Origin of the sequence: Microbacterium sp., from assembly GCF_031178445.1 — a bacterium.
In the GTDB taxonomy this organism is placed as follows: Bacteria; Actinomycetota; Actinomycetes; order Actinomycetales; family Microbacteriaceae; genus Microbacterium.
Map to the genome: position 1 here is coordinate 217,571 of NZ_JAPSIY010000004.1, position 22,657 is coordinate 240,227.

Annotated in this window: 22 protein-coding genes and 1 pseudogene; 8 read left to right on the forward strand and 15 right to left on the reverse strand. The window is 68.6% G+C overall.

Annotated features, from left to right (window positions below):
- Positions 1–5: 5 nt before the first annotated feature.
- The gene (locus tag RIN43_RS07705) at positions 6–1,001 is read right to left on the reverse strand and encodes an alpha-ketoacid dehydrogenase subunit beta (RefSeq protein ID WP_309128318.1); all 996 of its coding nucleotides are present in this window, start codon (positions 999–1,001) and stop codon (positions 6–8) included.
- Positions 998–2,098: a pyruvate dehydrogenase (acetyl-transferring) E1 component subunit alpha gene (gene pdhA / locus RIN43_RS07710; RefSeq protein ID WP_309128319.1), complete on the reverse strand. Its 1,101-nt coding sequence runs from the start codon at positions 2,096–2,098 to the stop codon at positions 998–1,000. Before pdhA ends, RIN43_RS07705 begins: the two co-directional genes overlap by 4 nt.
- A 141-nt stretch (positions 2,099–2,239) precedes the next feature.
- On the opposite strand from pdhA, the gene RIN43_RS07715 reads away from it, so the two are divergent.
- Both RIN43_RS07715 and RIN43_RS07720 read left to right on the forward strand, forming a co-directional pair.
- A complete protein-coding gene (locus RIN43_RS07715; RefSeq protein WP_309128320.1) occupies positions 2,240–2,947 on the forward strand; it encodes a TetR/AcrR family transcriptional regulator in 708 nt (235 codons plus the stop codon).
- The gene (locus tag RIN43_RS07720; protein WP_309128321.1) at positions 2,948–3,313 is read left to right on the forward strand and encodes a cupin domain-containing protein; all 366 of its coding nucleotides are present in this window, start codon (positions 2,948–2,950) and stop codon (positions 3,311–3,313) included.
- Positions 3,314–3,354: 41 nt separating this feature from the next.
- On the opposite strand, the gene RIN43_RS07725 is transcribed toward RIN43_RS07720, so the two are convergent.
- On the reverse strand, positions 3,355–3,990 hold the full coding sequence (locus RIN43_RS07725; RefSeq protein ID WP_309128322.1) for a TetR family transcriptional regulator: 636 nt from the start codon (positions 3,988–3,990) through the stop codon (positions 3,355–3,357).
- 114 nt (positions 3,991–4,104) lie between these two features.
- On the opposite strand from RIN43_RS07725, the gene RIN43_RS07730 reads away from it, so the two are divergent.
- Both RIN43_RS07730 and RIN43_RS07735 read left to right on the forward strand, forming a co-directional pair.
- Positions 4,105–5,580, forward strand: coding sequence for a DHA2 family efflux MFS transporter permease subunit (locus tag RIN43_RS07730; RefSeq protein ID WP_309128323.1), 1,476 nt, complete (start codon positions 4,105–4,107; stop codon positions 5,578–5,580).
- 37 nt (positions 5,581–5,617) lie between these two features.
- Positions 5,618–6,159: pseudogene (locus tag RIN43_RS07735) on the forward strand (YaeQ family protein).
- Here the strand turns inward: RIN43_RS07735 and RIN43_RS07740 are convergent.
- The 3 genes from RIN43_RS07740 to RIN43_RS07750 all read right to left on the reverse strand — a co-directional run bounded on the left by RIN43_RS07740 (position 6,150) and on the right by RIN43_RS07750 (position 9,264).
- The gene (locus RIN43_RS07740; RefSeq protein ID WP_309128324.1) at positions 6,150–7,118 is read right to left on the reverse strand and encodes an SDR family NAD(P)-dependent oxidoreductase; all 969 of its coding nucleotides are present in this window, start codon (positions 7,116–7,118) and stop codon (positions 6,150–6,152) included. The pseudogene RIN43_RS07735 and the gene RIN43_RS07740 sit on opposite strands and share 10 nt — an antisense overlap.
- A gap of 95 nt (positions 7,119–7,213) precedes the next feature.
- On the reverse strand, positions 7,214–8,692 hold the full coding sequence (locus tag RIN43_RS07745) for an NAD(P)/FAD-dependent oxidoreductase (protein ID WP_309128325.1): 1,479 nt from the start codon (positions 8,690–8,692) through the stop codon (positions 7,214–7,216).
- Positions 8,689–9,264: an SRPBCC family protein gene (locus tag RIN43_RS07750; protein WP_309128326.1), complete on the reverse strand. Its 576-nt coding sequence runs from the start codon at positions 9,262–9,264 to the stop codon at positions 8,689–8,691. Before RIN43_RS07750 ends, RIN43_RS07745 begins: the two co-directional genes overlap by 4 nt.
- A 93-nt stretch (positions 9,265–9,357) precedes the next feature.
- Between RIN43_RS07750 and RIN43_RS07755 the strand changes: the two genes are divergently transcribed.
- Positions 9,358–9,879, forward strand: coding sequence for a hypothetical protein (locus RIN43_RS07755; RefSeq protein WP_309128327.1), 522 nt, complete (start codon positions 9,358–9,360; stop codon positions 9,877–9,879).
- On the opposite strand, the gene RIN43_RS07760 is transcribed toward RIN43_RS07755, so the two are convergent.
- Positions 9,876–11,273, reverse strand: a complete 1,398-nt coding sequence (locus tag RIN43_RS07760; protein WP_309128328.1) for an MFS transporter — start codon at positions 11,271–11,273, stop codon at positions 9,876–9,878. The genes RIN43_RS07755 and RIN43_RS07760 overlap by 4 nt on opposite strands.
- 295 nt (positions 11,274–11,568) lie before the next feature.
- Between RIN43_RS07760 and RIN43_RS07765 the strand changes: the two genes are divergently transcribed.
- Positions 11,569–12,051 (forward strand): FBP domain-containing protein, encoded by a 483-nt coding sequence (locus tag RIN43_RS07765; protein WP_309128329.1) that lies wholly within the window; start codon positions 11,569–11,571, stop codon positions 12,049–12,051.
- A 27-nt stretch (positions 12,052–12,078) separates the two neighbouring features.
- On the opposite strand, the gene RIN43_RS07770 is transcribed toward RIN43_RS07765, so the two are convergent.
- Genes RIN43_RS07770 through kynA form a run of 4 tightly spaced genes read right to left on the reverse strand, consistent with a single transcriptional unit; the run spans position 12,079 to position 16,024 of the window.
- Complete coding sequence (locus RIN43_RS07770) at positions 12,079–12,918, reverse strand: PaaX family transcriptional regulator C-terminal domain-containing protein (RefSeq protein ID WP_309128330.1); 840 nt, start codon at positions 12,916–12,918, stop codon at positions 12,079–12,081.
- Positions 12,915–14,174 (reverse strand): aminotransferase class V-fold PLP-dependent enzyme, encoded by a 1,260-nt coding sequence (locus RIN43_RS07775; RefSeq protein WP_309128331.1) that lies wholly within the window; start codon positions 14,172–14,174, stop codon positions 12,915–12,917. Before RIN43_RS07775 ends, RIN43_RS07770 begins: the two co-directional genes overlap by 4 nt.
- Before the next feature lie 3 nt (positions 14,175–14,177).
- Entirely contained in the window at positions 14,178–15,170 is a 993-nt protein-coding gene (locus RIN43_RS07780) for a hydrolase (RefSeq protein WP_309128332.1), read from the reverse strand.
- Positions 15,167–16,024 carry a tryptophan 2,3-dioxygenase gene (kynA, locus tag RIN43_RS07785; protein WP_309128333.1) on the reverse strand — a complete coding sequence of 286 codons (858 nt, stop codon included), beginning with the start codon at positions 16,022–16,024 and terminating at the stop codon, positions 15,167–15,169. The genes RIN43_RS07780 and kynA overlap by 4 nt, the downstream gene beginning before the upstream one ends.
- Before the next feature lie 94 nt (positions 16,025–16,118).
- Between kynA and RIN43_RS07790 the strand changes: the two genes are divergently transcribed.
- Positions 16,119–17,612 (forward strand): glutamate-cysteine ligase family protein, encoded by a 1,494-nt coding sequence (locus RIN43_RS07790; protein ID WP_309128334.1) that lies wholly within the window; start codon positions 16,119–16,121, stop codon positions 17,610–17,612.
- A gap of 21 nt (positions 17,613–17,633) precedes the next feature.
- Here the strand turns inward: RIN43_RS07790 and RIN43_RS07795 are convergent, their stop codons facing one another.
- From RIN43_RS07795 to RIN43_RS07810, 4 genes are all read right to left on the reverse strand, one after another.
- Positions 17,634–18,191 (reverse strand): isochorismatase family protein, encoded by a 558-nt coding sequence (locus RIN43_RS07795; protein WP_309128335.1) that lies wholly within the window; start codon positions 18,189–18,191, stop codon positions 17,634–17,636.
- Positions 18,188–19,639 carry a cytosine permease gene (locus RIN43_RS07800; RefSeq protein WP_309128336.1) on the reverse strand — a complete coding sequence of 484 codons (1,452 nt, stop codon included), beginning with the start codon at positions 19,637–19,639 and terminating at the stop codon, positions 18,188–18,190. The genes RIN43_RS07795 and RIN43_RS07800 overlap by 4 nt, the downstream gene beginning before the upstream one ends.
- Positions 19,640–19,678: 39 nt before the next feature.
- Positions 19,679–20,011 carry a metalloregulator ArsR/SmtB family transcription factor gene (locus RIN43_RS07805; protein ID WP_309128426.1) on the reverse strand — a complete coding sequence of 111 codons (333 nt, stop codon included), beginning with the start codon at positions 20,009–20,011 and terminating at the stop codon, positions 19,679–19,681.
- 198 nt (positions 20,012–20,209) lie between these two features.
- Entirely contained in the window at positions 20,210–21,493 is a 1,284-nt protein-coding gene (locus RIN43_RS07810; RefSeq protein ID WP_309128337.1) for a M18 family aminopeptidase, read from the reverse strand.
- Positions 21,494–21,722: 229 nt separating this feature from the next.
- On the opposite strand from RIN43_RS07810, the gene RIN43_RS07815 reads away from it, so the two are divergent.
- Positions 21,723–22,586 (forward strand): EamA family transporter, encoded by an 864-nt coding sequence (locus RIN43_RS07815; RefSeq protein ID WP_309128338.1) that lies wholly within the window; start codon positions 21,723–21,725, stop codon positions 22,584–22,586.
- The last annotated feature ends 71 nt before the right edge of the window (positions 22,587–22,657 follow it).

The following is a 22,657-nucleotide window of genomic DNA, read 5'->3' on the forward strand; positions in this document are numbered from 1 at the left end:
GTCCTTCAGGCGCGGCGCGAGACGGCAAGGAGCGTCTGCCGGATCGCGGTCTCCGCGTCGGCCGCGGAGGGGAGGGCCGCCGTCTCCAGCGGCTTGGAATAGGGGAGGGGCACTTCGGCCATGGCGACGCGACGCACGGGGGCGTCGAGCCAGTCGAACGCGCCATCCGAGATCGTGGCGGCGATCTCGGCACCGATGCCGTAGGTGAGCCAGTCGTCTTCGAGGACGACCGCACAGTGGGTCTTCCTCACCGAGGCGATGACTGTCTCGCGATCGAGAGGACGCAGGCTTCGCAGATCGACGACCTCGACGTCGATCCCATCGGACTCGGCGAGACGCTCTGCGACCTCCAGAGCCACCGCGGCCATGCGCGAGTATGCGACGACGGTGATGTCCGTTCCCTTTCGGGTGACGGCCGCGCGACCAATCTCCGCGGGCACGTCCTCATCGGGGACGTCGCCCTTGCTGTTGTAGAGAGCGAGGTTCTCGAGGAAGAGCACGGGGTCGTCGTCGCGGATCGCCGCGAGGAGGAGGGCTTTCGCGTCTGCCGGGCTGGACGGCGCCACCACTTTCATCCCTGGGACGAAGGCGTAGTAGAGCTCGATGTTCTGCGAGTGAGTCGCACCGAGCTGCTGGCCTCCGCCGCCCGGCGTGCGGATGACGAGCGGAACCTTGGCCTGCCCTCCGAACATGCCGTAGATCTTCGCCGCGTGGTTGACGATCTGATCGAGGGCGAGGAGTGAGAAGTTGATGGTCATGATCTCGACGACGGGGCGCAGCCCCAGCATCGCGGCCCCGATCGCCGCGCCCGTGAATCCTTCCTCCGCGATGGGCGTGTCGCGCACCCGCCTCTCGCCGAACTCGGCGAGCATGCCCGCCGTGATCTTGTAAGAGCCTTCGAAGACGCCGATCTCCTCACCCAGGAGGACGACGTTCTCATCGCGCAACATCTCCGAGCGCAGCGTGTCGTGCAGGGCCTGCCGGTAGGTCATGAGGGTCATTCGGATGCTCCGATCGTGGCGAAGGGTGCCGGTTCGAACAGCGCTTGCCCTGGCAGCCGCCGCGAGTCGTTGGGTACCGGCGTGGCGTACGTGTAGTCGAACAGCGTGTCGGTCGCGGGATGCGGACTTCCCTCGGCGAATGCGACGGCATCGGCGACGTCCTGGGCGGCTGCTGCATCGATCTCGGTGATCGCCTCATCGGTGAGGATTCCTTTTTCTGCGAGGCGCACAGCGAATGCGGCGATCGGATCACCGGCCTTCAACGTCTCCGCCTCAGCCTTCGTCCGGTACTTCGCCGGATCCACGACCGAGTGGCCCTTCAGGCGTGCGCTGACGGTTTCGAGGAGGAAAGGCCTTCCCTCACGCGCCATGGACAGTGCGGCCGAAGTCGCGTCGTGGACCGCGACAGGATCGTTACCGTCCACTCGCGCCGACGACATCCGATACGACGCGGCGCGCTTGTAGAGCTCGGGCTCTCCGGATGCCTTCTCGACCGTGGTTCCCATTCCGAGTCCGTTGTTGACGATGACGTAGACGATGGGCAGGTTCCAGAGCGCGGCGATGTTCAGCGACTCGTGGAACGCGCCGATATTTGTCGTGCCGTCGCCCATGACGCAGACGACCGCTTCGGTGCCCTGACGGTAGTCGACGGCGAAGGCTGCTCCGGTGGCCAGGGGCAGCTGACCGCCGACGATGCCGTAACCGCCGAGAAGTCGCGATTCCATGTCGAAGAGGTGCATCGAACCGCCCCATCCTCTGGATACGCCGCCGCTGCGCCCGTAGAGCTCGGCCATGATCCGTCCAGGCGCGATTCCGCGACCCAGCGCATATCCGTGTTCCCGGTAGTTCGCGAACAGGTAGTCGCTCGGCCGCATGGCGGAGGTCACGCCGACGACGGTCGCTTCCTCGCCCAGGTTCAGATGGCAGTATCCACCGATCTCCGCTTGGGTGTACGACCGGGCCGCGCGCTCCTCGAACCGCCGGATGAGCACCATCTGCCGGTAGAAGGCCAGTAGCCCGTCGCGATCAGCGGTTTCCTCCTTCCGCGGCGCGGTGGCGATCGGCTTCCGTGATGTCGTCGACTTGCGGCCGGCCATCGGGCTCCTCCTGTCACGCCCTTACCCGGGCTCTGGTGTCCATCGCTCGGTGATGGTCGAGTGATGTAATGATACGAGTACGTGTCATTATAGGATGGTGCAAGCGCCGGTCGCGACCGGCAGGGCGAGCGAGAGGACCACGTGAGCGAAAAGCCGGCACGCACATCCCGCAAAAGGGGCCGCCCCACCGAAGTGGAGAGGGCGGAACGTCGCGACCAGATACTCGACTCGGCCGTAGAGCTCTTCACAGCGCACGGATACGGCCGCGTCACGATCGATGAGATCGCTTCTGCCGCTCGCGTCACCAAGCGGACGATCTACACGTACTTCGGCGACAAGGCCGAGGTCTTCACGGCGGCGATCGAACGATTCCGCCTCCGTGCGCTAAAGGATCTCGCGCGGCCCGCGAGATCCATCGAAGACGTGTCCGCAGGGATCATCCAGGTGTTGCATGCGGACGATGCGGTGGGCATGCACCGTCTCATGATCAGCGAGTGCCAGCAGTTCCCGGAGTTGGCGTCGAACTTCTATGACAGCGGCCCGCGAGGATACGTCGAGCTGCTTGCGTCCATTCTCACGAAGACCTCCATCGCCGAAGACGCGGCGCAGGTCGCCGAAGCCCTCTTCGGGCTGTTGCTCGGCGAACCGCATCGCCGCAGACTTCTCGGCCTGTCACCGGCTCCGACGAAGGATGCCGCTCGCCTGTACGCGCTCGAAGCGCTCAGCCTTCTCGGCCTCGACGGTGCACCCGGAAGTCGGAGCCCGAACGGGCGTCGGCATTCCTCAGGGCCGGTCGATGCACAGGAAGAACCGCGGATCCCCTCGGCGGCACGAACGGAGGTCGACTGAATGTCTGAAGGTGCGCGCAACATCGCCGAAGCACTCGCACAGGTCCCGGGCCCTTGGCAGCCGTTCAGGCTGGCGAGCATCGACGACTACGACATGAAGGTGGTCAAGCTCCTCGGTGAGTTCGTCTGGCATTCGCACCCCGAAGCCGACGAGTTGTTCGTCGTGGTGAGCGGTCGGCTGACAATCCAGCTGCGCGATCGTGACGTGATCCTGGGGCCCCTCGACGCGTTCGTCGTCCCGAAGGGGGTGGAGCACCGCCCGAAGGCCGAAGCTGAAGTCCATGCGATCCTCTTCGAGCGGAAAGGCACAGTCAACACCGGCGATGCCGGCGGTGACATGACCGCTCCCCTGCAGGTCTTCGACTGACCCTTCGCCGGTGGCCCGGCTTCGGTGTTGTCGATCGAGGCTCACCGCCCGAAGTACGCGGTCAGTCTCTCGAGCACCTGCTGATGCAGTGACCGCACCGACACGCGCTCGCCGCGCTCCACTCTGATCACCCATTCGTCGAAGCTCAGTCGCACCGCTGTGCCCATCGCGGTCAGCACTGTGCGCGCCTGGAGTTCGCCGATCGCTGCGTCCGCGTTCGTCACGATCTCGAGCAGCACGAGCGCGCGCTCGGCATCCGCGGCCAGAGCGATCGCGAGAAGGCTCGGCTCGGCGATCACCAGGCGTCGCACGCGCAGGGCGTGCGACTGACGATCCGCCGACTCCCGGTCGAAGTCGTCGATCAGCTTCAGATGCGCTCGCTCGATGGCGGTGATGACGTCGATGTTCTCGTCGAGTGCGTCGCGCACGCGCTCGACGAGAATGTCGAAGCCGTCGTCATCCGCGAAGAGCGCGTGCTCCTTCGTCTCCGCGTAGCGGAAGAAGGTCCGCGTCGAGATGCCGGCGGCCTCGGCGATTTCCTCGGTCGTGGTGTGGCGCAGCCCCTTGCGCTCGAACAACTCGAGCGCGGCGGTGGCGAGTTCACGCCGCGTGTCACGCCGTCGGCGTTCCCGCAATCCTGGCGCCGCGGATGCCGCAGATCTCGGTGCTTCGATCACACCACTATTCTCGCACCCTCTGCCGTATTGGCAGTGTCTGCCATATATACTCGTAACCTCGTGGCCCACCGGTGTGCCTGTCCGCCGCCTCGCGCACAGACCAGAAAGCACCCCGTGACCCTCGAGAAGAACCCGGCCACCGCTCCCGTCCCGACGGATGCCGTCCTGCCAGCCCGAACGGGCTCCGTCATCGCGCTGCTCGTCGCCTCGGCCTTCGTCGTCATCCTGAACGAGACGATCATGGGCGTCGCGCTGCCGCGGCTCATGGTCGACCTCGACATCACCGCCGCGACGGCGCAGTGGCTGACCACCGGATTCCTGCTGACGATGGCTATCGTCATCCCGCTCACCGGCTTCCTGCTGGCGAGGTTCCCCCTGCGCTCGCTCTTCATCACCGCCATGTCGCTGTTCGCCGCCGGTACGCTGATAGCCGCCGTCGCGCCGGGCTTCGAGATGCTGCTCGCCGGGCGTGTGGTGCAGGCATCCGGAACGGCGATCATGATGCCGCTGCTGTTCACCACCGTGCTCAACGTCGTCCCCGCTACGCACCGCGGGCGCATGATGGGTGTCATCTCGATCGTCATCGCCGTGGCGCCCGCGGTGGGCCCGACCGTCTCCGGCGTGATCCTCTCCGCCCTCGACTGGCGCTGGATGTTCTGGCTTGTCCTGCCCATCGTGGTCATCGCGCTCGCGCTCGGCGCGGTCTGGGTGCGAAACATCACTGAGACCCGGCACGCGCGTTTCGATGCACTCTCCGTTGTGCTCTCGGCCCTCGGCTTCGGCGGGCTGGTCTTCGGACTGAGCTCGATCGGCGAATCCGCTTCGGGCCATGCGCCCGTCCCCGTGTGGATCCCTCTCGTCGTCGGCGCCGCATCCCTGGCGGTCTTCGTGGTTCGGCAGCTGCGCCTGCAGAAGTCGGACTCCGCCCTGCTCGACCTGCGCACCTTCACCTCCCGCTCGTTCTCGCTGGCCGTGGTCCTGGTCGTCGTCGTGATGGCGGCGCTCTTCGGTTCGCTGATCCTGCTGCCCATCTACCTGCAGCAGGTGCTCGCGCTCGACACGCTCGCGGTCGGCCTTATGCTGCTCCCCGGTGGCATCCTCATGGGAGTCATCGCCCCCATCGTCGGATCGCTGTTCGACCGTTACGGTCCTCGGCCGCTGGTCCTTCCCGGTATGGTCGTCGCCGCCGGAGCACTCTGGGGGATGGCGACCTTCGACGCACACACCTCGGTCGGCTGGATCATCGCGGTGCACGTCGCGCTCAACCTCGGGCTCGGTTTCGTCTTCACGCCCTTGCTCACGTCGGCGCTCGGCTCGCTGCCTCATCACCTCTACTCCCACGGAAGCGCGATGACCAGCACGCTGCAGCAGGTGGCGGGCGCGGCAGGCACTGCGTTGTTCGTCACGCTGATGTCGGTCGGATCAGCCGAGGCGCTGGCCGCCGGTGCGGATGCCGTCACGGCGATCAGCGAAGGTGTGCACGCCGCGTTCCTGCTCGGTGCCTGCGTCGCCTCGGCTGCCGTGGCGCTGACGCTGTTCGTGCGGCGCCCGGCCGCCGTCGAGGAGCCGGCCCCGGCGCCTCACCACTGACATCGCCGGCGACGGCGAACCCGTAAGCTCGACACTCATGGCAGCAGGCGCGACGATCCACACCTTCGATGTGAACCTGGCGGACGTCGACAGGGGCGTCTACGAGGAGCTGTCACTGCGCGTGGCACGGCATCCTCCGAGACCGACGCCTACATGGTCACGCGACTGCTCGCGTACTGCCTCGAGCATGAGGAGGGCATCGCCTTCACCGCCGGCATCTCCTCGGTCGATGAGCCCGCAGTGCTGGTGCGCGACCTCACCGGTCGCGTCACCGCCTGGATCGAGGTCGGCGCTCCGGACGCCTCACGGCTGCATTTCGGCAGCAAGCTCGCCGATCGCACCGTCGTCTACACGCACCGCGATCCCGCGAAGGTCGCCCTGCAGTGGGCGGGCAAGACCATTCACGAGGCCGATCGGATCCCCTTGCGAAGCTTCGACCCCGGGTTCATCGATGGCGCCGCCGGCGCACTCGAGCGCCGCAACACCCTCACCGTCTCGGTCACCGAGCGTCAGCTCTATCTCGAGATCAACGGAGTGCATCTCAGCTCGGCGCTGCACGAGCAGCCCGTTCACGGCTGAACGTCGACGGCTCGACTCGTCGTCCGCACCGCTGTCAGCACCGTGACCGTCAGGATCACCCCCACGAGCACGCGCAGTCGTGTTCTGCGCCAGCCGCCCGTTACGGGACTCGCCTCCTCTGGCGCCGCGAACACGGTGCCAGCCGAGCGCTCAGCATTCCGTCCGTGCAGCTCTACGTGATCCATCAGCCACGACGCCAGGGCGTCGAATACACGAGGGGCGTGATCGTGCACGGGAAGGATCGCGGTCTGCGCGCGACCGATATAGGTCGCGAAGCGGCGACGCCGCGGTGCTCGCACGATTGCGCGTGCCACTCGCGCCGGTGACGTCGTCGGGGACAGCGGGCGCACGAGGCGGCCGGTCACGTTCGCCGCGTGCTGGTAGACCGGGGTGTCCACGGAGCCGGGGACGATCAGGCGCAGGCGGATGCCGGTGCGTCGCAGCTCGGGACGCAGCGATTCGGCGAATCCGAGCAGACCGAACTTGCTCGTCGCATACGGCGTGATCGCCGGTGAGCCGACGCGCGAGTACAGCGAGCCGACCAGGATGAGCGTTCCGCCGTGCTGCGCCCGGAAGTACGGCAGCACCGCACGGGCGCCGTGCACCTGACCCATGAGGTTCGTCTCGACCACCTGCCGGAAGATGTCCGAAGGCAGATCTGCGAAGGCGCCGTACGCGAACACCCCGGCGTTGTTCACCCACACGTCTATACGGCCGAATCTCGACACGGCCGCTGCGGCGAGCGCGCGCACGGCTCCTTCATCCGATACGTCGGTCGGCACGACCAGCACCTGCCCGCCCAGTTCGCGGCACTCCTGCGCGACGGTCTCGAGGGCTGCCCGGCTGCGCGAGGCGAGTACGAGCCGCGCGCCCTCGCGGGCGTATCTCCGCGACGTCTCCCGGCCGATCCCGCTCGACGCGCCGGTGATGACGACGACGGGCATGCGCTTCGACTTCATGCTCGGGTTGAGGCCAGGTCGGAGTCCATGCGGGTGAGGCTATGCGGGACGATGCCTCCCGGCGTCCCCCTTGACAGCGCAGGCGGATGGCGACATCAGGGACGTGGGGAGAGGTCGGGCAGGGTCCGTGTTCCGAAATCGTGCCGCAACGCGCTGAGCGCGGCGAGCCAGCCCGGCATTCCCGTGACGCCCGGCCCCGGCGCTGCGGAGGCGGAGGCGAGATAGACACCCGGGATCGGCGTCCGCCAGGGATCAGGGCTCAGGACGGGGCGGTTGAAGAGCTGCCACAGGTCCGGCGCTCCTGCCGCGATGTCACCGCCTGGATAATTCGGATTGTGCTGCTCCACCTCTCGCGCGGTGCGCGAGCTGCTGGCGACGATCGTGTCGCGGAAGCCGGGAGCGAAACGTTCGATCTGACGCACCACGGCTTCCTGACGATCAGCGGTGCTGCCCGCTGGCACGTGGGTGTACGTCCAGAGGGTGTGCATCCCGTCGGGCGCGCGCGTGGCGTCGAACAGCGACGGCTGCGACACGAGGACGTACGGATGCTCGGGCAGGCGGCCGCGATGCACCTGGTTCTCGGCATCCGCGACCTCCGCCCGCGTTCCGCCGACATGCACGGTACCGGCGCGGTGCAGTTCGGGATGCTGCCAGGGGACGGGCGCGTTCAGCGCGAAATCGACCTTCGCCACGCCGTCGCCGTATCGGAAACGCTCCAGTGCGCGCCGGTAGCGCACGGGCATGGCGCTTCCGGCCAGGCGAATCAGGGCCTTCGGGGTCACGTCGAGGAGGGTGACCGTCGCGGCAGGCAGCTCGTCGAGCGAGCTCACCTCGTGGTCGAGGATGACCTCTCCGCCGTTGGCGCGAAGGTCGTCGACCATCGCATCCGCGATCGCCTGGCTCCCGCCTACCGGAATCGGCCAGCCCTGCGCATGGGCGTACGCGGTGAGCGCCAGTCCGGCACCCGCGCCGGCCACGCTCGGCTGCGCCAGGATGGTGTGAGCGGCGACGCCGGTGAGCATCGCCGGTGCGGCATCCTCGCGGAAGCGGACGTTCCACGCACCGGTGCCCTGCTCGAGGGCGCGGAGTCCGAAGAGGACGGCGGTGGTCAGATCGGGCGGGACGCGCAGCAACGTGGATCCCGTGAAGTCGGCCACCTTCGTCGACCGGTCCGCAAGCGGACGCATCAACCGCTCGTACGCCGGTCCGTCGACGCCGAGCGCCTCGCGAGTGCGCGAGAGATCGCGATAGGCGATGCCGGCGCGGCCACCGTCGAGCGGCTGCGCGAACGACACCTCCGGCGTGACGAACTCCACGCGTCTGCGCAAGCCGAACTCGCGGAAGAACCTCGACTCGAACGCCATCGGATGCACGGCCGAGCACACATCGTGCCGGACGCCGGGCAGCGTCAGCTCACGGGTCGCCGTGCCGCCCCCCGCCTGATCGGCGCGCTCGTACACTCGCACGCGAAGCCCGGCTCTAGCGAGCGTGACGGCTGCCGCGAGGCCGTTCGGACCGGCTCCCACGACGACAGCATCCAGACCTGCGTCGCCACGCCGACGGTGCACCCTCACGATTCCCGGCTCTCCTGACCGTCCGCGTGCGGTTCCGGCTGCCTGCGCGACCCGTTTCGCTCGTCCTTCTCGCTCGCCTTGATCCGATCCTCGTCGTCGGCCAGTTCTCGATCAGCCGTCGTGCTGGACGAGCGGATCACGGCCCGACCCTCGGCGAGGTACGCCAAGCGGTGCAGGGTCTCGGCGTTGCGCCACAGCAGCAAGGCGTCCATGATCGGGCGCGGCACCAACCGGGCGGGGCCGGCGATGGCCTCCTCCTGGATACGCACCACCGTCTCGTCGCCCCTGGCTTTCACATCGATCGTCACGCGTGCCTCTCCGACGGGCCATCCGCGGGCACGCATCACCATGGTGCGCGGCGGGGCGATCTCCTCGACGACCGTCCTGTCGTTGATGAGCACCGGCCACACTCCGAATGAGTGATGCAGCTGCGCCCCTGGCATCGGCCAGGTCTCGTCGACCTCTCGCATCCGGGAGGCGCCGACCACCCACGACGGGTACAGCCAGCCGTCGGAGAGCACCTCGAACACGTCCTCAGGGGCGCAGTGCAACACCCTCACGTTGCGCGACATGTTCTCGGCCTTCCGTCGTCGTCCTCGTGCGTTCGACGTTAGACCCTCGCACGGACGGGCACGAACGGCTTGCGTCCTCGTGCGCCGTGTGGCATGCCGCCAGCGGATCGCGAGTTCGACGCGGACTCTAGACAAGCCGTGGATGCCGACATCCGTGCACCCGAGGTCCTCGCGCCGACGCCGCGGCGGCTGCGGCCCTGGCGTAGCGCCTGGCTGTGGGGCATCCGGCTGCTCGCAGTGGCGGCGCCCTGGTACCTCTCGGGGGCCGGGCTCGACCTGCTGCCCTACCTGCTCACCCTCGCCGGCGGCTGGGCGATCGGCTTCGCGCTCGTGAGCATCGGGGGAGCGGTCGTCGCCCTGATGATCGCGTCGCTCAACGAGGTGCGGATGCTTCGCTGGCGCACCGACGGCGGGGAGGCTCGGGTCGAGGTGGAGACCGTTGCGCTGCGCCTCTGCCTGATCGCGGGCATCGCCCGTACCGAGAAGGGGGCGGCCGCGGCGCTCCCGCCGCTGCCGCGGCACGTGCGCCGTTCGCTCGAACGTGCCGGGCTCGCGCTCGAGCCGGGCAGGAGGAAGGGCGTGTCCGTGTGCGTCGAGCTGCAGCGCCTGACCTAGTCGGCGCGCGAACCTGACGCGTCCGCATCCGCCGTGGCCGCCTCGACGGGATTGCGCCGGATGCCGATCCACGACACCACCCCGCCCAGTGCGAACAGCGCTGCCGTGACCCAGGCCGCGTTGTGGAACCCGTCGAGGTCGAGTGCACCTCCCACGATGGTCGACAGCAGCGCGACGACGAGCAGCCCCGCGACGCGCGAGACCGCATTGTTCACCGCCGACGCGATGCCGCTGCGGCTCTCATCGATCGCGCCGAGGATCGCGGAAGTCAGCGGTGCGACGGTCAACGACAGTCCGAGGCCCAGCACGATCACCGAGGGCAGCACCTGCCACCAGTAGTCGAAGTCGCTGCCGACCGTGAGAAGGAGCAGCGCGCCGCCCGCCATCAGCAGGGGCCCCGCCGTCATGAACAGCCGCGGGCCCAACCTGCCCGCCCATGCGCCTGCGCGCGAGCTGAGCAGGATCATCAGCACCGTGATGGGCAGACTCGCGAGTCCCGCCGCCGTCGCACTGAGGCCCGCGCCCTGCTGCAGGTAGACCCCGATCACGAATCCGTTCAGCGAGAGCGCGGCGTAGACGAACAGCGTGGCCAGGTTGCCCCATCCGAAATTGCGCACACGGAACAGCGACAGCGGCATCAGCGGAGCCTCCGATCGCATCTGCCGTACGAGGAAGAGCGCGGTGAGCGCGACACCCGCGGCCCCCGGGATCCAGATCGCGGGGGATCCCCATCCGAAACGCTCCTGCTCGATGAGCGCGAAGACGAGGGCGCCGAGGCCGAGGGCGCACAGTGCACCGCTCCACCAGTCCACCCGGATGCCGCGGGGGTGCTCCGGCAGCCGCAGACGCTGCAGAAGGATGAGGTTCACGGCGATCGGCAGCACGTTGATGAGAAAGACGAATCGCCACGAGAGGAAGTCGACGAAGATGCCGCCCATGAGCGGGCCGACCAGCTGCGCCGCGGTCGTGAAGGCCGTCCACACCCCGATCGCTCTGGACTGCACCTCGCCGCGCATGGTCGCGGTGATGAGGGCGAGCGAGCTCGGCACGAGAAGTGCGCCGGCCGCACCCTGCGCCGCCCTCGCGATGATCAGCACCAGCGGGTCGGGCGCCAGCGCGACGGCGACCGAGGCGATGCCGAACGAGATCAGGCCGATGCGCATCACCGTCACCCGTCCGTACGCATCCGATACCGAGCCGGCGAGCAGGATCAGTGCGCTCAGAGTGATCAGGTACGCGTCGACGACCCACTGCTGGGTGAGAATCCCGCCGCCGAGTTCGCGGCTGATCGCCGGCAGGGCCACCGTGACGACGGTGCCGTCGAGAAAGGTCACGAATGAGGCGAGGATCGCCACCGTCACGACGAGGCGCTGAAGAGAGGTGAACGGCGTCACAGCCTGACCTTACTCCCGCCTGGCGACGGCGGGGTCGATCAGGCTGAGTCGCCATGGACTCGCCGTGCAACCCGATCATCACCGTCCCCGACGTAGACTTCTCGTGTGCTGTTCGCAGAGGGCGCCCTGGTGGCGCGAGAGGCGGTCGTCGGCGCGTCGCGCGCCGACGGCAGAGGCTGAGAGCGATCCGGCGGCGGAACTCCCGTCACCGGAGGTTCGTCGCACCCGGCATCCGATCTGAAGGATGCCCTCCTCTCATCCGTCTTCACCGACGGCCCGAATAGAAAGCACTCTCATGCGTCCCATCGACGAGCGCGCCATCCGCGCATCCTTCCGCAACGCCTCCCGCAAGGAGGTCTCGTCCCTGACCCTGCCCGCCGACTTCGCCGAGCTGGACTTCCAGCGCCTCGACTATCTCGGCTGGTTCGACCCCAAGATGCCCCGTCGGGCCTACATCGTCGCGGAGGTCGACGACGAGCCTGCAGGCGTCCTGCTGCAGCGCGCCGAGCAGCGCATCGTCCGCCGATCACAGTGCGCCTGGTGCGAGGACGTCACGCTGCGCAACGACGTGCAGTTCTTCGCCGCACGCAAGGTGGGCGCGGCCGGGCGCAACGGGGGCACGATCGGCACCCTCATCTGCGAGAACTTCGGATGCTCCGCGAATGTGCGCCGCCTGCCGCCGCTGGCGTACGACGGGTACGACCGCGAACTCGCCCGCGACATGCGGATGCTGAAGCTGCAGGAACACGTGACGGCATTCGTGCGCGAGCTCGGCTGACCGACGGCGCGCCCCTGACGGTAATCCTCACCCGGTCGTGCACTGCTGCACGTGCTGCAGTGCACGACCGGAGAGCTCGCGGGACAGACCCTCGAACGTCGCCACGCTCCGTGCGCCAGGCCAGTCGGCAGGAAGCAGCTCGGCCGGGAGCCCAGGGTCGATGTACGGCAGCACCCGCCAGCTGTCGATCAGGCGCACGTACGCGGCGAACGGCGCTGACGTGTCGAGCGCTGCGACAGAGGTGAGGAAGCGTTCGTGCTCGGCGCGCAGCGCCGTCAGGTCCCACCACGCGCTGACGGCCTCAGCCAGCGGGCGGGCCGGTCTGGGGTCTGCGGTGCGGAACAGCGTGGCGAAGGAGCGGGCGCCGATCTCATCGAGGAGCATCTCGAGCTCGCCGTCGAGGTGCCCAGGCACGATCCACAGTCCAGGGGCGACAGCGCCGGCGCCGAGGAACTGCAGCCGGCTGCGCAGCTGATGGCGCAGATCGCGGCGCGTCTCCGGGATGGTCGCGGACACCAGTGTCCAGTCGTCTCCGGCACGCATGGTCCGCACCTCGAAGATGCGGCGGTCGCCGCGCTCGAGCATGGGCACAGCGGCGGGGTTGAGGTCGTAGCTCGCGTTCGGCGCCGCGATCAGCAGCCCGCGCTGCTTGAGCCGGGTGATCGCGGTACGAGCGCGTGCGGTGGGGATGCTCAGATCGGCCGCCAGCCGCACCAGGGCTGCCGAGGAGATCGTGCCTCCGAGCGTGCGCAGGTACAGCCCGATGAGGGTGCGCAGCAGCGAGGTCGTGCTGCCGGGCCTGGCGTCGATGTCGTCGAGAACGACGGCATCCGCCGCGACCGCCGACGGGTCCATGGTCGTGGTCATGCCAAGGCGTCGCGCACGGCGACGACGCCACGCAGCGTCTCCTCATGCGAGGTGCTCAGCGGCGAGAGACCCAACCGGATGCCGTCGGGGAAGCGGAAGTCGGGGATCACCCCGTCCTTCCAGAGCTTCTGCGTGACCTCCTGGAACGAGTCGTGGCCGATGGTCACGTGACCGCCGCGCAGCGAGGCGTTCCTCGGCGACTGCAGGCGCACGCCGAGGGGCGCGAGCAGCTCGTCGTACGCGCGCACGGCGAAGTCCGTCAGCGAGATCGACTTCGCGCGCACGGCCGCCATCCCCGCATCCGCGATGAGGTCGAGCATGCCCTGCATCGCCAGCATCGAAAGCACCGGTGGCGTGCCGCTCAGGAGCTGGCGGATGCCGGCGACAGGCGCGTACTCCGGTCCCATCGCGAAGATGTCCGCCGCTCCCCACCAGCCGTGGATGGGCTGGGAGAATCGGCCCTGATGCTCGCTGCGCAGGTACGCGAAGGCCGGTGAACCGGGGCCGCCGTTCAGATACTTGTACGTGCATCCCACTGCCATGTCGACGCCCCAGTCGTCCAGCTGCATCGGCACCACGCCGACGGAGTGACAGAGGTCCCACAGCATGACGGCGCCGGAGTCCTTCACCGCACGCGTGATAGACGGCATGTCGGCGAGCGCACCCGAGCGGTAGTCGACGTGGCTGAGCACTACGAGCGCGGTGCGGTCGGAGACGACCGTTGCGACCTCTTCTGCGGTCACGCCGGTCACGGCGTCCGGCTCGATCCAGCGCAGCGTCGTACCCGTCTCCTCGGCGACACCGGCCGCGATGAACCGGTCGGTGGGGAAGTTGCCGCCCTCGATGACGATCTCGTCGCGGCCGGGTCGTGCCGCGATGGCCGCACGCATCAGCTTGTACAGCAGGACGCTGGTCGAGTCGGCGACGATCGTCTGACCCGCCGCGGCTCCGAGGGCCACGTCGGCGATGCGATCGCCGAGTCGCATCGGCAGCTCCATCCACTGCTCGTCCCACGACCGGATCAGCCGGGTGCCCCAGTCCTCGCGGATGAACCGCGCGGCCGTCTCGGGCATGTCCTTGAGCGGCCGGCCGAGCGAGTTGCCGTCCAGATAGGCGGCGACGCCGGGAGCGTCGACGAACACGTCGAGCTGCTGCGCGAGCGGATCGGCTTCGTCGAGCCGGCGCGCTTCGGCGAGCAGGTCGGGCGAGAGCACCTGAGCGAGGCGGCGGTGCTCGTCTTCGAGCGATTCGGTCATGTGTCAGTCCTCCAGATCGGCGAGTGTCAGCGGACGTGCGAGGGTGGGGTCGCCGGCCGGCAGCACCAGCGGGGCGGCGCCCGGCGCCAGCGGCGAGACGAGCGCGAGTGCGGTGAGCAGCGGGATGCCGTCGACACCGGCGTCGCGGAGCGCGGCGATCTCGCTGTCGCGCAGATCGACCGGGGTGTCGCCATTGCCCATGTCGCTGCCGTAGAGCACCGTGCCGCCGGCGGCGCGGAAGCGTCGTACGTTGTCGATCGCCACCGCTCGCGCTGCATCCGCATGGACCGCCAGCGTCGAGACCCACGAGACCGATGCCGCCTGCTCGGCGATCTCGTCGTCGGTGAGCCGCTCGCTGAACGGGGCGTGTGCGAGTCGGGTGGCGCCCAGCCGGACGGCGCGTTGGGCTTGACCCGCGCCCTCGGCGTGCGCGACCACGGGAAGATCGTGCGCCCTTGCCGCGCGCACGATCGCGGCGAAGGTCTTGTCGTCCAGCACCGGTCCTGCGACGCTGTGCGCGACGACCTTGACGACGGATGCTCCCGCCGCGGCGAGCTCGTGGACGGCGACGTCCGCGCTCGCCGCATCCGGGATCTCGCGCACCGCACCAGGGGGCGCCCATGTGCGATCCGACGGATAGCCGCCCACGGCAGTGAGGAAGGGGCCGGCGTACTCGACCGCGACGGGGCCGATGGATGCTGCCGGTCGGGCGGCACCGGGATCCGCCGAATCGATCCGCGGGCCAGGTGCGATCCCGGCGATCCAACCGAGATCCGCTCCGAGATCGACCACCCGTCCGAGCCGCGAGCCTGCCAGCAGGGTGTGGTCGACCAGCTGCAGGTGCACGTGATGGTCGCTGAACCGCCCGGTGACGATGCCCTGCAGTCGGGGAGCGCCGTTCGGAGCAGGCTCCTCGAGCAGGCGCACGGCACCGTCGTGCTGCACGATGGCCCCCTCGTGCAGCATCCCGTCGTCGAAGAACGTGACGGCCCTCATCCAGCGCCGATCTCGGTGCGCACGCTGTACAGCTCGGGGAAGAAGGTGAGATCCAGTGCGCGCTGCAGGAAGCCGACGCCGCTCGACCCTCCGGTGCCGACCTTCATGCCGATCGTGCGGGTGACCGTGCGGAGGTGGCGGAAGCGCCAGAACTGGAAGTTGTCCTCCACGTCCACGAGCTCCTCGCATGCCTCGTACAGATCCCAGTACTCGTGCGGGTTCTCGTAGATCTCCCTGATCGCGTCGACCAGCTCCGGGTGCTCCCGGTAGGGCTGGCGCACATCGCGCTCGAGGACGTCGTGTGGCACGGCGAGCCCGCGGCGTGCCACGTAGCGCAGGAACTCGTCGTAGAGCGTCGGGCGCTCCCATTCGGCAGTGAGCTGAGCCAGGTTCTCCGGGTGGTTCTTGAAGACGCTCAGCATCCGCTCGTTCTTGTTGCCGAGCGCGAATTCCACGCACCGGTACTGCACGGACTGGAAGCCGGAGGAGTTGCCCAGATCGCCGCGGAACTGTGCGTACTCGGTCGGAGTGAGTGTGGCGAGGACGGACCACTGCTGGGTGAGCACCTCCTGGATGTGCTTGACCCTGGCGATGTGCTTGAGGGCCGAGCGCAGGTCGTCGCCGGCGAGCCGATCGCGCGCGGTGCCGAGCTCGTGCAGCACGAGCTTGAGCCACAGCTCCGTCGTCTGGTGCTGGATGATGAACAGCATCTCGTCGTGGTGCTGCGGCTGCGAGACCGGATGCTGCGCGCTGAGCAACCGGTCGAGGTCGAGGTACGCCCCATACGTCATCCGGTCGTCGAGATCGGTGACGATGCCGTCTTCGAGCGCGCGTTCATTGGCTTCGGTGCTCATGGCGCGACGATATCATCATCATGACGACCGTCACAATGCTGAAATGTCAGTCTGACTTGGAGCCGCTGTCGGGTTCGACCGATAGCGTCACCTCATGGGAGATGACGTCACCGCCAGGAGCTTCACCAGGCAGGACCGCACCAGGTTCCGCGGCCGGGTCGAGCGCTGCCTGGACGCGCTGGCGGTCATGCTCGACGAGGGCCGGTTCGAGACGGGGGAGCCGCAGCTCGGGCTCGAGATCGAGCTCAACCTGGTCGACGAGCACTGCGCTCCCGCGATGTCCAACGAGGCCGTGCTGGAGGCCATCGCCAATCCTGCTTTCCAGACCGAGCTGGGCCGATTCAACATCGAGATCAACGTCGCGCCCCGGCCGCTCGGCGGCGACAATCTGTCGAAGCTGGAGAACGCGCTGCAACTGGCGTTCCGCGCCGCCGACGATCGCGCACGCGGAACAGGCTCTCGACTGGCGATGATCGGCATGCTGCCGACCCTCGACGAGCACCACTTCACCGAGCGCTGGCTTTCCGCCGACCCGCGCTACGGTCTGCTGGGGCAGCAGATCCTCGCCGCACGTGGTGAGGACATCGAGCTGCGCCTCGACGGCCGACCGCTGCAACCCGGGCGGGCAGAGGACCTCGACGTCGTCTGCGACACGATCCTTCCCGAAGCGGCCTGCACATCTGTGCAGCTGCACCTGCAGACGCCGCCGGAGGAGTTCGCCGCGTACTGGAACTCGGCGCAGGCGATCGCAGGGGTGCAAGTGGCCCTCGCCGCCAACTCTCCGTTCTTCGCGGGCCGCGCGCTGTGGCACGAGACGCGGATCCCGATGTTCGAGCAGGCGACGGACACACGTCCGCAGGAGCTCAAGAACCAGGGCGTGCGCCCGCGGGTCTGGTTCGGCGAGCGCTGGATCTCGTCCATCTTCGATCTCTTCGAGGAGAACTCGCGTTACTTCCCAGCGCTGCTTCCGGAATGCAGCGACGAGGACCCGTTCGAGGTGCTGGAACGCGGCGGGAGCCCCGCGCTCTCGGAGATGCGGATGCACAACGGCACGGTGTACCGGTGGAACAGGCCGATCTACGACGTGACCGAGGACGGGCATCACATCCGGCTCGAGAACCGGGTGCTGCCGGGCGGGCCGAGCATGACCGACGTGCTCGCCGACACCGCGTTCTACTACGGACTCGTGCACAGCCTCGCGACCGCCGAGCGCCCGCTGTGGACGCATGTGGCCTTCGAGTCGGCGCAGGAGAACCTGCACGCCGGGGCGCGCGACGGCATCGGGGCGCGGCTGCACTGGCCGGAGGCAGGCATGATCGACGCGCGCGAACTGGTCCTGAGCCGGTTGCTGCCCGCCGCATCGGAAGGACTGGACGCGTACGGTGTGGATGCCGACGTCCGCGACCGCTTCCTCGGCATCATCGAGCAGCGATGCGTGACAGGCAGGAACGGGGCGGTGTGGCAGCGCGAGCAGGTCGCCGCGAGGGAGGCCGCAGGTGAGACGCGCAGCGCCGCACTGCACGGCATGCTCGGCGACTACCTGGAGCGGATGCACGGCGGCGAGCCCGTGCACACCTGGTGGGACTGAGCTGCGCCGCGCCTCAGGCCGCTAACCCAGAACCTGCGCCGTCGTCGCCAGCGTCAGCTGCGGCGGGTACAGACCCATCACATGCAGGGCTGCCGCATGGTTCTCCTCCGTCGAGCCCGCGCAGGCGTCAGAGACGACGGTGACGTGCGCGCCGGCATCCGCCGCGGCGAGCGCCGTCGAGAGCACGCAGCAGTCTGTAGAGACCCCGGTGAGCACGATGCGCGCACCACGACCCAGGATCGCCTCGATGGCGTCGCCCCACTTGCCGAACGTGGGCAGATCCAGGGTGGGATGCGGCGACAGGTCGCGTGCCTCGTCGATCAGGTCGAACAGGGGGTCGGATGCCGGCCTGTCGGCGAACGGCCAGGCGGCGAAGTAGTCGCCCCACGAGGTCGATCGATCGGCCGTCGGCATCCACCTCGTCACCAGTACGCGCTCGTCGAAGTGTCCGGCGAGCAGGCGGACGTTCGCAAACGCCTGCGGAAAGAACGGTGAGCCCCACGCCGAATCGGGCGAGGCGAAGATGTTCTGCGGGTCGACGACGATCAGCCAGGTGTCGTCGCCGACCGCATCCGTCATGCCTGCTCCTGCCGCCGGATCCGACCCGCCCGCGCGAACCAGGTCACCACGAACGAGAGCACGAGGGCGAAGAAGACACCGAGGTTCGCGTAAGCCCACTCGCCTTCCTTGCCCCCGATCAGGCCGAGGAAGTACCCCTGCCAGTTGTTCCACGGCGCGGCATCCGCGAACGAGTTGATGACGAAGCCCCAGCCGATGACGGAAGCGACCAGCATCGTGACGATCGAGGTCCAGTCCCAGGAGCCGTAGCGCCCGGCCGGGTCGAACAGCGCCGCCTCGTCGTAATCCCTGCGCCGGCGCAGGATGTCGGCGATGAGGATGCCGGCCCAGGAGGCGAGCGGCACACCCAGGGTGATCAGGAAGGACTGGAACGGGCCGAGGAAGTCGGCGGCGAAGAACACCACCCAGATCGTGCCGAGCGTGAGGATGACGCCGTCGATGGCGGCGGCCGATGGCCGGGGGATGCGGATCCCGAGGCTGATCAGGGTGAGCCCCGACGAGTAGATGCCGAGCACCGCGCCCGAGACGAGCGCGAGCACCGCCGTGAGCAGGAACGGGACGAGCACCCAGATCGGCAGGAGCGAGGCGAGAGCGCCGATCGGGTCGTTCTGCACGGCGGTGAACAGGTCGTCATCCGAGCCCGCCAGCAGCAGGCCGAAGACGACCAGCAGCACGGGAGCGATCGAGCCGCCGAAGGTGTTCCAGAAGATGATCGATCCGTCCGAGGTGGTGCGCTTCTGATAGCGCGACCAGTCCGCGGCGATGTTGATCCAGCCCAGTCCGAAACCGGTCATCACCATGACCAGGGCGCCGATGACCTGCCCGAACCCACCGTCGGGCTTGGCCATCACCGCGGCGAGATCGATACTGGGCGCGGCGAGGATCACGTAGACGATCGTGACGATGCCGGTGATCCAGGTGAGCACCGACTGCAGCTTCATGATGGTGTGGTACCCCAGCACCGAGGCGGTCACGATGAGCGCGGCCACGATAACGGTGGCGATGACCTTCAATGCGATGCTGTCTCCGTCGCCGCCGAGTCGGGTGATGACGGTCGCCGTGGCGAGCACGGCCATGATCGCGAGGAAGGTCTCCCAGCCGATCGACGTCAGCCACGACACGACGCCGGGTACCTTCTGCCCGTGCACGCCGAAGGCGGCCCTCGAGAGCACCATGGTCGGGGCTGAGCCTCGTTTGCCCGCGATGGCGATCAGCCCGCAGAGGAAGAACGACACCACGATTCCGATGACCGACACGAGTGTCGCCTGCCAGAAGGAGATGCCGAAGCCCAGCACGAATGCGCCGTAGCTCATGCCGAACACCGACACGTTCGCGGCGAACCACGGCCAGAAGAGGTCGCGCGGCCTGGCCGTCCGGTCGGACTCGGGGACGATCTCGATACCCGTGCGCTCGATGAGAGCAGGGGTTGCGGGAGCTGCGATGGTCATGACCTCATCCTGGCACTGCGTGGAGGGCGTAGGCGAGGGTCAGCGCCCGAGCAGATGCGCGACCGACTCGATGGCCTCGTCGACGATGCGGTAATAGGCCCAGGTGCCGCGCTTCTCGCGCTCGAGGAACCCCGCCTCTGTGAGCACCCGCAGGTGATGCGAGACCGTCGGCTGGCTGAGGTCGAGGGGCCCGGTGAGATCGCACACGCAGGACTCCCCGTCGGCGTGTGCCGCGATCATCGACAGGATGCGCAGCCGAGCGGGATCGGCCAGCGCCTTGAGCGATGCGGCGAGCGACTCGGCGTTGCCGGTACTGAGCGGCGCGCGGGTGAGGGGCGCGCAGCACGAGCGCAGGTCGCGCAGCTCGATCATGGTCACGGTTCGATTCTGCGCAAAACATTGACAGTCGTCAATATATGCGCCACGATCGCCACCAAAGATATCGATGACCATCGATGAAAGGAGGCGCGACATGGACGACTGCTGCGAGATCGGCTGCTGCTGACGCGCCGCGCCGCGGGGTCGCCGAGTACACCGGCCCCGCGGTGCCGAAAGGCTCGTCGGCGGTGATCAGCCGGCGAAGAACGCGCGCACCGCGCGCGACAGGTCGTGCAGATCGCTCACCCCGGCGAGTTCGCGAGCGGAGTGCATCGACAGGATCGGGATGCCGACGTCCACCGTGCGGATGCCGAGGCGGGTGGCCGTGATCGGGCCGATCGTCGATCCGCAGGGCACGCTGTTGTTCGACACGAACTCCTGCGACGACACGCCTGCCTGCTCGCACCATCCCGCCCAGGCGGCGGCACCGACGGCATCCGTCGCATAGCGCTGGTTCGCGTTGATCTTCAGGATGGGGCCGGAGCCGAGCACGGGCTGCACGACGGGGTCGTGCTTGTGCGCATGGTTGGGGTGCACGGAGTGACCGACGTCGCTCGACAGGTGCCAGGAGCTCGCGATCGCGCGGCGCTGCTCGGAGGCATCGGCCCCGAGCGCCTCATAAACGCGGGCGAGCACGTCCTCCAGGAAGGGACCCGCCGCGCCCGAGCGCGACTCCGATCCGAGCTCCTCGTGGTCGAAAGCCGCGAGCACCGGGATGACGTCCGCCGCCGCGCCGGCGGCCTCGATCAGAGCGACGACCCCGGCGTGCACCGACGCCAGATCATCGAGGCGACCGGATGCGAAGAACGCATCGTCCTTGCCGAACACGGCGCCGCGTGCCGCATCGGCCACCACGGCGTCGAACCCTCGGATGTCGGCGGCGTCGACACCGGCGGTCGCCGCCAGCTCGGCCAGCAGATCGGCCGACTCCGCTTCACCGAGCCCCCACACCGGCTGCGTGCCGGTCTGCTTGTCCAGCGCGAGACCGTCGTTCACACCGCGGTCGAGGTGGATCGCCAGCTGCGGCAGGCGCAGCAGGGGTCCGGTCGCCGCGAGCACGACGCGTCCATCGGCCAGCGCGAGGCGGCCGGCCAGGCGCAGCTCTCTGTCGAGCCAGGAGTTCAGCAGCGGGCCGCCGTAGACCTCGACGGCCGCCTGCAGCCAGCCCTTCGCGCCGACGGTGGGCTTGGGCTTGAGCTTGAATCCGGGAGAGTCGGTGTGTGCCCCGAGAACGTGCACGGGAGTGGTCGGAGTGGCGCCGGAGGGCACGGTCCACGCGATCACGGCGCCGTCGCGCACCACCACGTAACGCCCCCCGGGCTGCGCTGGCCACGCGGCGGTCTCGTCGAGCCGTGAGAATCCGGCATCCTCGAGCCGGAGGGCGACCTGCTCGGTCGCGTGGTAGCTCGAAGGCGACTCCGCGACGAAATCGGCGAGATCGGTGGCATGGGCGAGGGCGGCGGGACTCACGGGCATGTCTTCGATGCTAGTCGGGCGGCGTGCGCGGCCTGTCCGGCGCTCGAGCATCCTGGGGCTAGGGTGGAGGCGACAGCGCCTAGGGTTCCGGGACCCCGCTGCTCGTCAGAGTGCGGAGTCCGGCTGGTCCGAGCGGCGCCACGCACGGCCGTCGGCCCGCGTCATCTGAACGGACAAAAGCCTGGAGGACCCGTTCGTCGCGCCCCGCGACGGGCAGAAGGGTCTTCGCATGCCGGTCACCGCCATCGCCCTCGCGTTGAGCGCCGCCGTCGCGCACGCCGCGTGGAACATCATCGCCCACAACGTCAGCCGCGCAGGTGCGCCCTTCCTCTGGTGGGGTGCGTTGGCGAGCACGGTCGTCTGGATCGGGGTCGTCCCGTTCACCGGGGGGCTCGGAACCGATGACGTCGCCGGCTTCGCGCTGGGCGTCGCCGTGTCGGCGGTGCTGCATGTGCTGTACATGTCAGTGCTGCAGCGGGGCTACCAGTCGGGCAACCTGTCGACCGTATACGCCACCGCGCGGGGCAGCGGTCCTTTTCTGTCGGTGATCGTCGCCGTGCTGCTGCTCGGTGAGCGACCCTCCGCCCTCGCCCTGGCCGGTGTGGGACTGGTCATCGTCGGCGTCGTGGCCGTCGGCTTCGTCGACCGCGGCTCTGCAGCGGGTGGACGCCGGCTCGATCCCGCACTGCTGTTCGGCCTGCTCACCGGCGTGATGATCGCCACCTATACGATCTGGGATGCGCACGCCGTGCGTGAATGGAGTCTGTCGCCGGTGGCGTTCATGGTCGGCACGACTCTGGCGCAGCTGCCGTTCTACAGCTTCGCCGTACGCGGACGGTGGCGGGCGGTGGGCGAGCTGGGCCGTCGCCAATGGCGCCGCATCCTGGCCTTCGGGATCCTGTCGCCGCTGTCGTACATCCTCGTGCTGCAGGCGATCACGATAGCCCCGGTCGCCCTCATCGCGCCCCTGCGCGAGGTGAGCGTGGTGCTCGTGAGCCTGTTCGGCGCCATCCTGCTTCGCGAATCGCGCCCGGCCTGGCGCATCGCGGCGTCCATCATCGTGGTGGCCGGAGTGGTGCTGATCGCGCTCTGAGGGTGGGCCGGCATGCAATGTCAGAGGCCCGTCGTACTCTGGGATCACCGGACAGAACCCGACCACGCTCT

Bases quoted from the DNA above. Each gene is read 5' to 3' on its own strand.
- RIN43_RS07775 (WP_309128331.1), bottom strand. From the start codon at position 14,174: ATGACCGAATCGCTCGAAGACGAGCACCGCCGCCTCGCTCAGGTGCTC.
- RIN43_RS07750 (WP_309128326.1), bottom strand. From the start codon at position 9,264: ATGTCGCGCAACGTGAGGGTGTTGCACTGCGCCCCTGAGGACGTGTTC.
- RIN43_RS07740 (WP_309128324.1), bottom strand. From the start codon at position 7,118: ATGAAGTCGAAGCGCATGCCCGTCGTCGTCATCACCGGCGCGTCGAGC.
- RIN43_RS07765 (WP_309128329.1), top strand. From the start codon at position 11,569: ATGCGTCCCATCGACGAGCGCGCCATCCGCGCATCCTTCCGCAACGCC.
- pdhA (WP_309128319.1), bottom strand. From the start codon at position 2,098: ATGGCCGGCCGCAAGTCGACGACATCACGGAAGCCGATCGCCACCGCG.
- RIN43_RS07770 (WP_309128330.1), bottom strand. From the start codon at position 12,918: ATGACCACGACCATGGACCCGTCGGCGGTCGCGGCGGATGCCGTCGTT.
- RIN43_RS07780 (WP_309128332.1), bottom strand. From the start codon at position 15,170: ATGAGGGCCGTCACGTTCTTCGACGACGGGATGCTGCACGAGGGGGCC.
- RIN43_RS07795 (WP_309128335.1), bottom strand. From the start codon at position 18,191: ATGACGGATGCGGTCGGCGACGACACCTGGCTGATCGTCGTCGACCCG.
- RIN43_RS07800 (WP_309128336.1), bottom strand. From the start codon at position 19,639: ATGACCATCGCAGCTCCCGCAACCCCTGCTCTCATCGAGCGCACGGGT.
- RIN43_RS07755 (WP_309128327.1), top strand. From the start codon at position 9,358: ATGCCGCCAGCGGATCGCGAGTTCGACGCGGACTCTAGACAAGCCGTG.
- kynA (WP_309128333.1), bottom strand. From the start codon at position 16,024: ATGAGCACCGAAGCCAATGAACGCGCGCTCGAAGACGGCATCGTCACC.
- RIN43_RS07815 (WP_309128338.1), top strand. From the start codon at position 21,723: ATGCCGGTCACCGCCATCGCCCTCGCGTTGAGCGCCGCCGTCGCGCAC.
- RIN43_RS07810 (WP_309128337.1), bottom strand. From the start codon at position 21,493: ATGCCCGTGAGTCCCGCCGCCCTCGCCCATGCCACCGATCTCGCCGAT.
- RIN43_RS07805 (WP_309128426.1), bottom strand. From the start codon at position 20,011: ATGATCGAGCTGCGCGACCTGCGCTCGTGCTGCGCGCCCCTCACCCGC.
- RIN43_RS07720 (WP_309128321.1), top strand. From the start codon at position 2,948: ATGTCTGAAGGTGCGCGCAACATCGCCGAAGCACTCGCACAGGTCCCG.
- RIN43_RS07790 (WP_309128334.1), top strand. From the start codon at position 16,119: ATGGGAGATGACGTCACCGCCAGGAGCTTCACCAGGCAGGACCGCACC.
- RIN43_RS07705 (WP_309128318.1), bottom strand. From the start codon at position 1,001: ATGACCCTCATGACCTACCGGCAGGCCCTGCACGACACGCTGCGCTCG.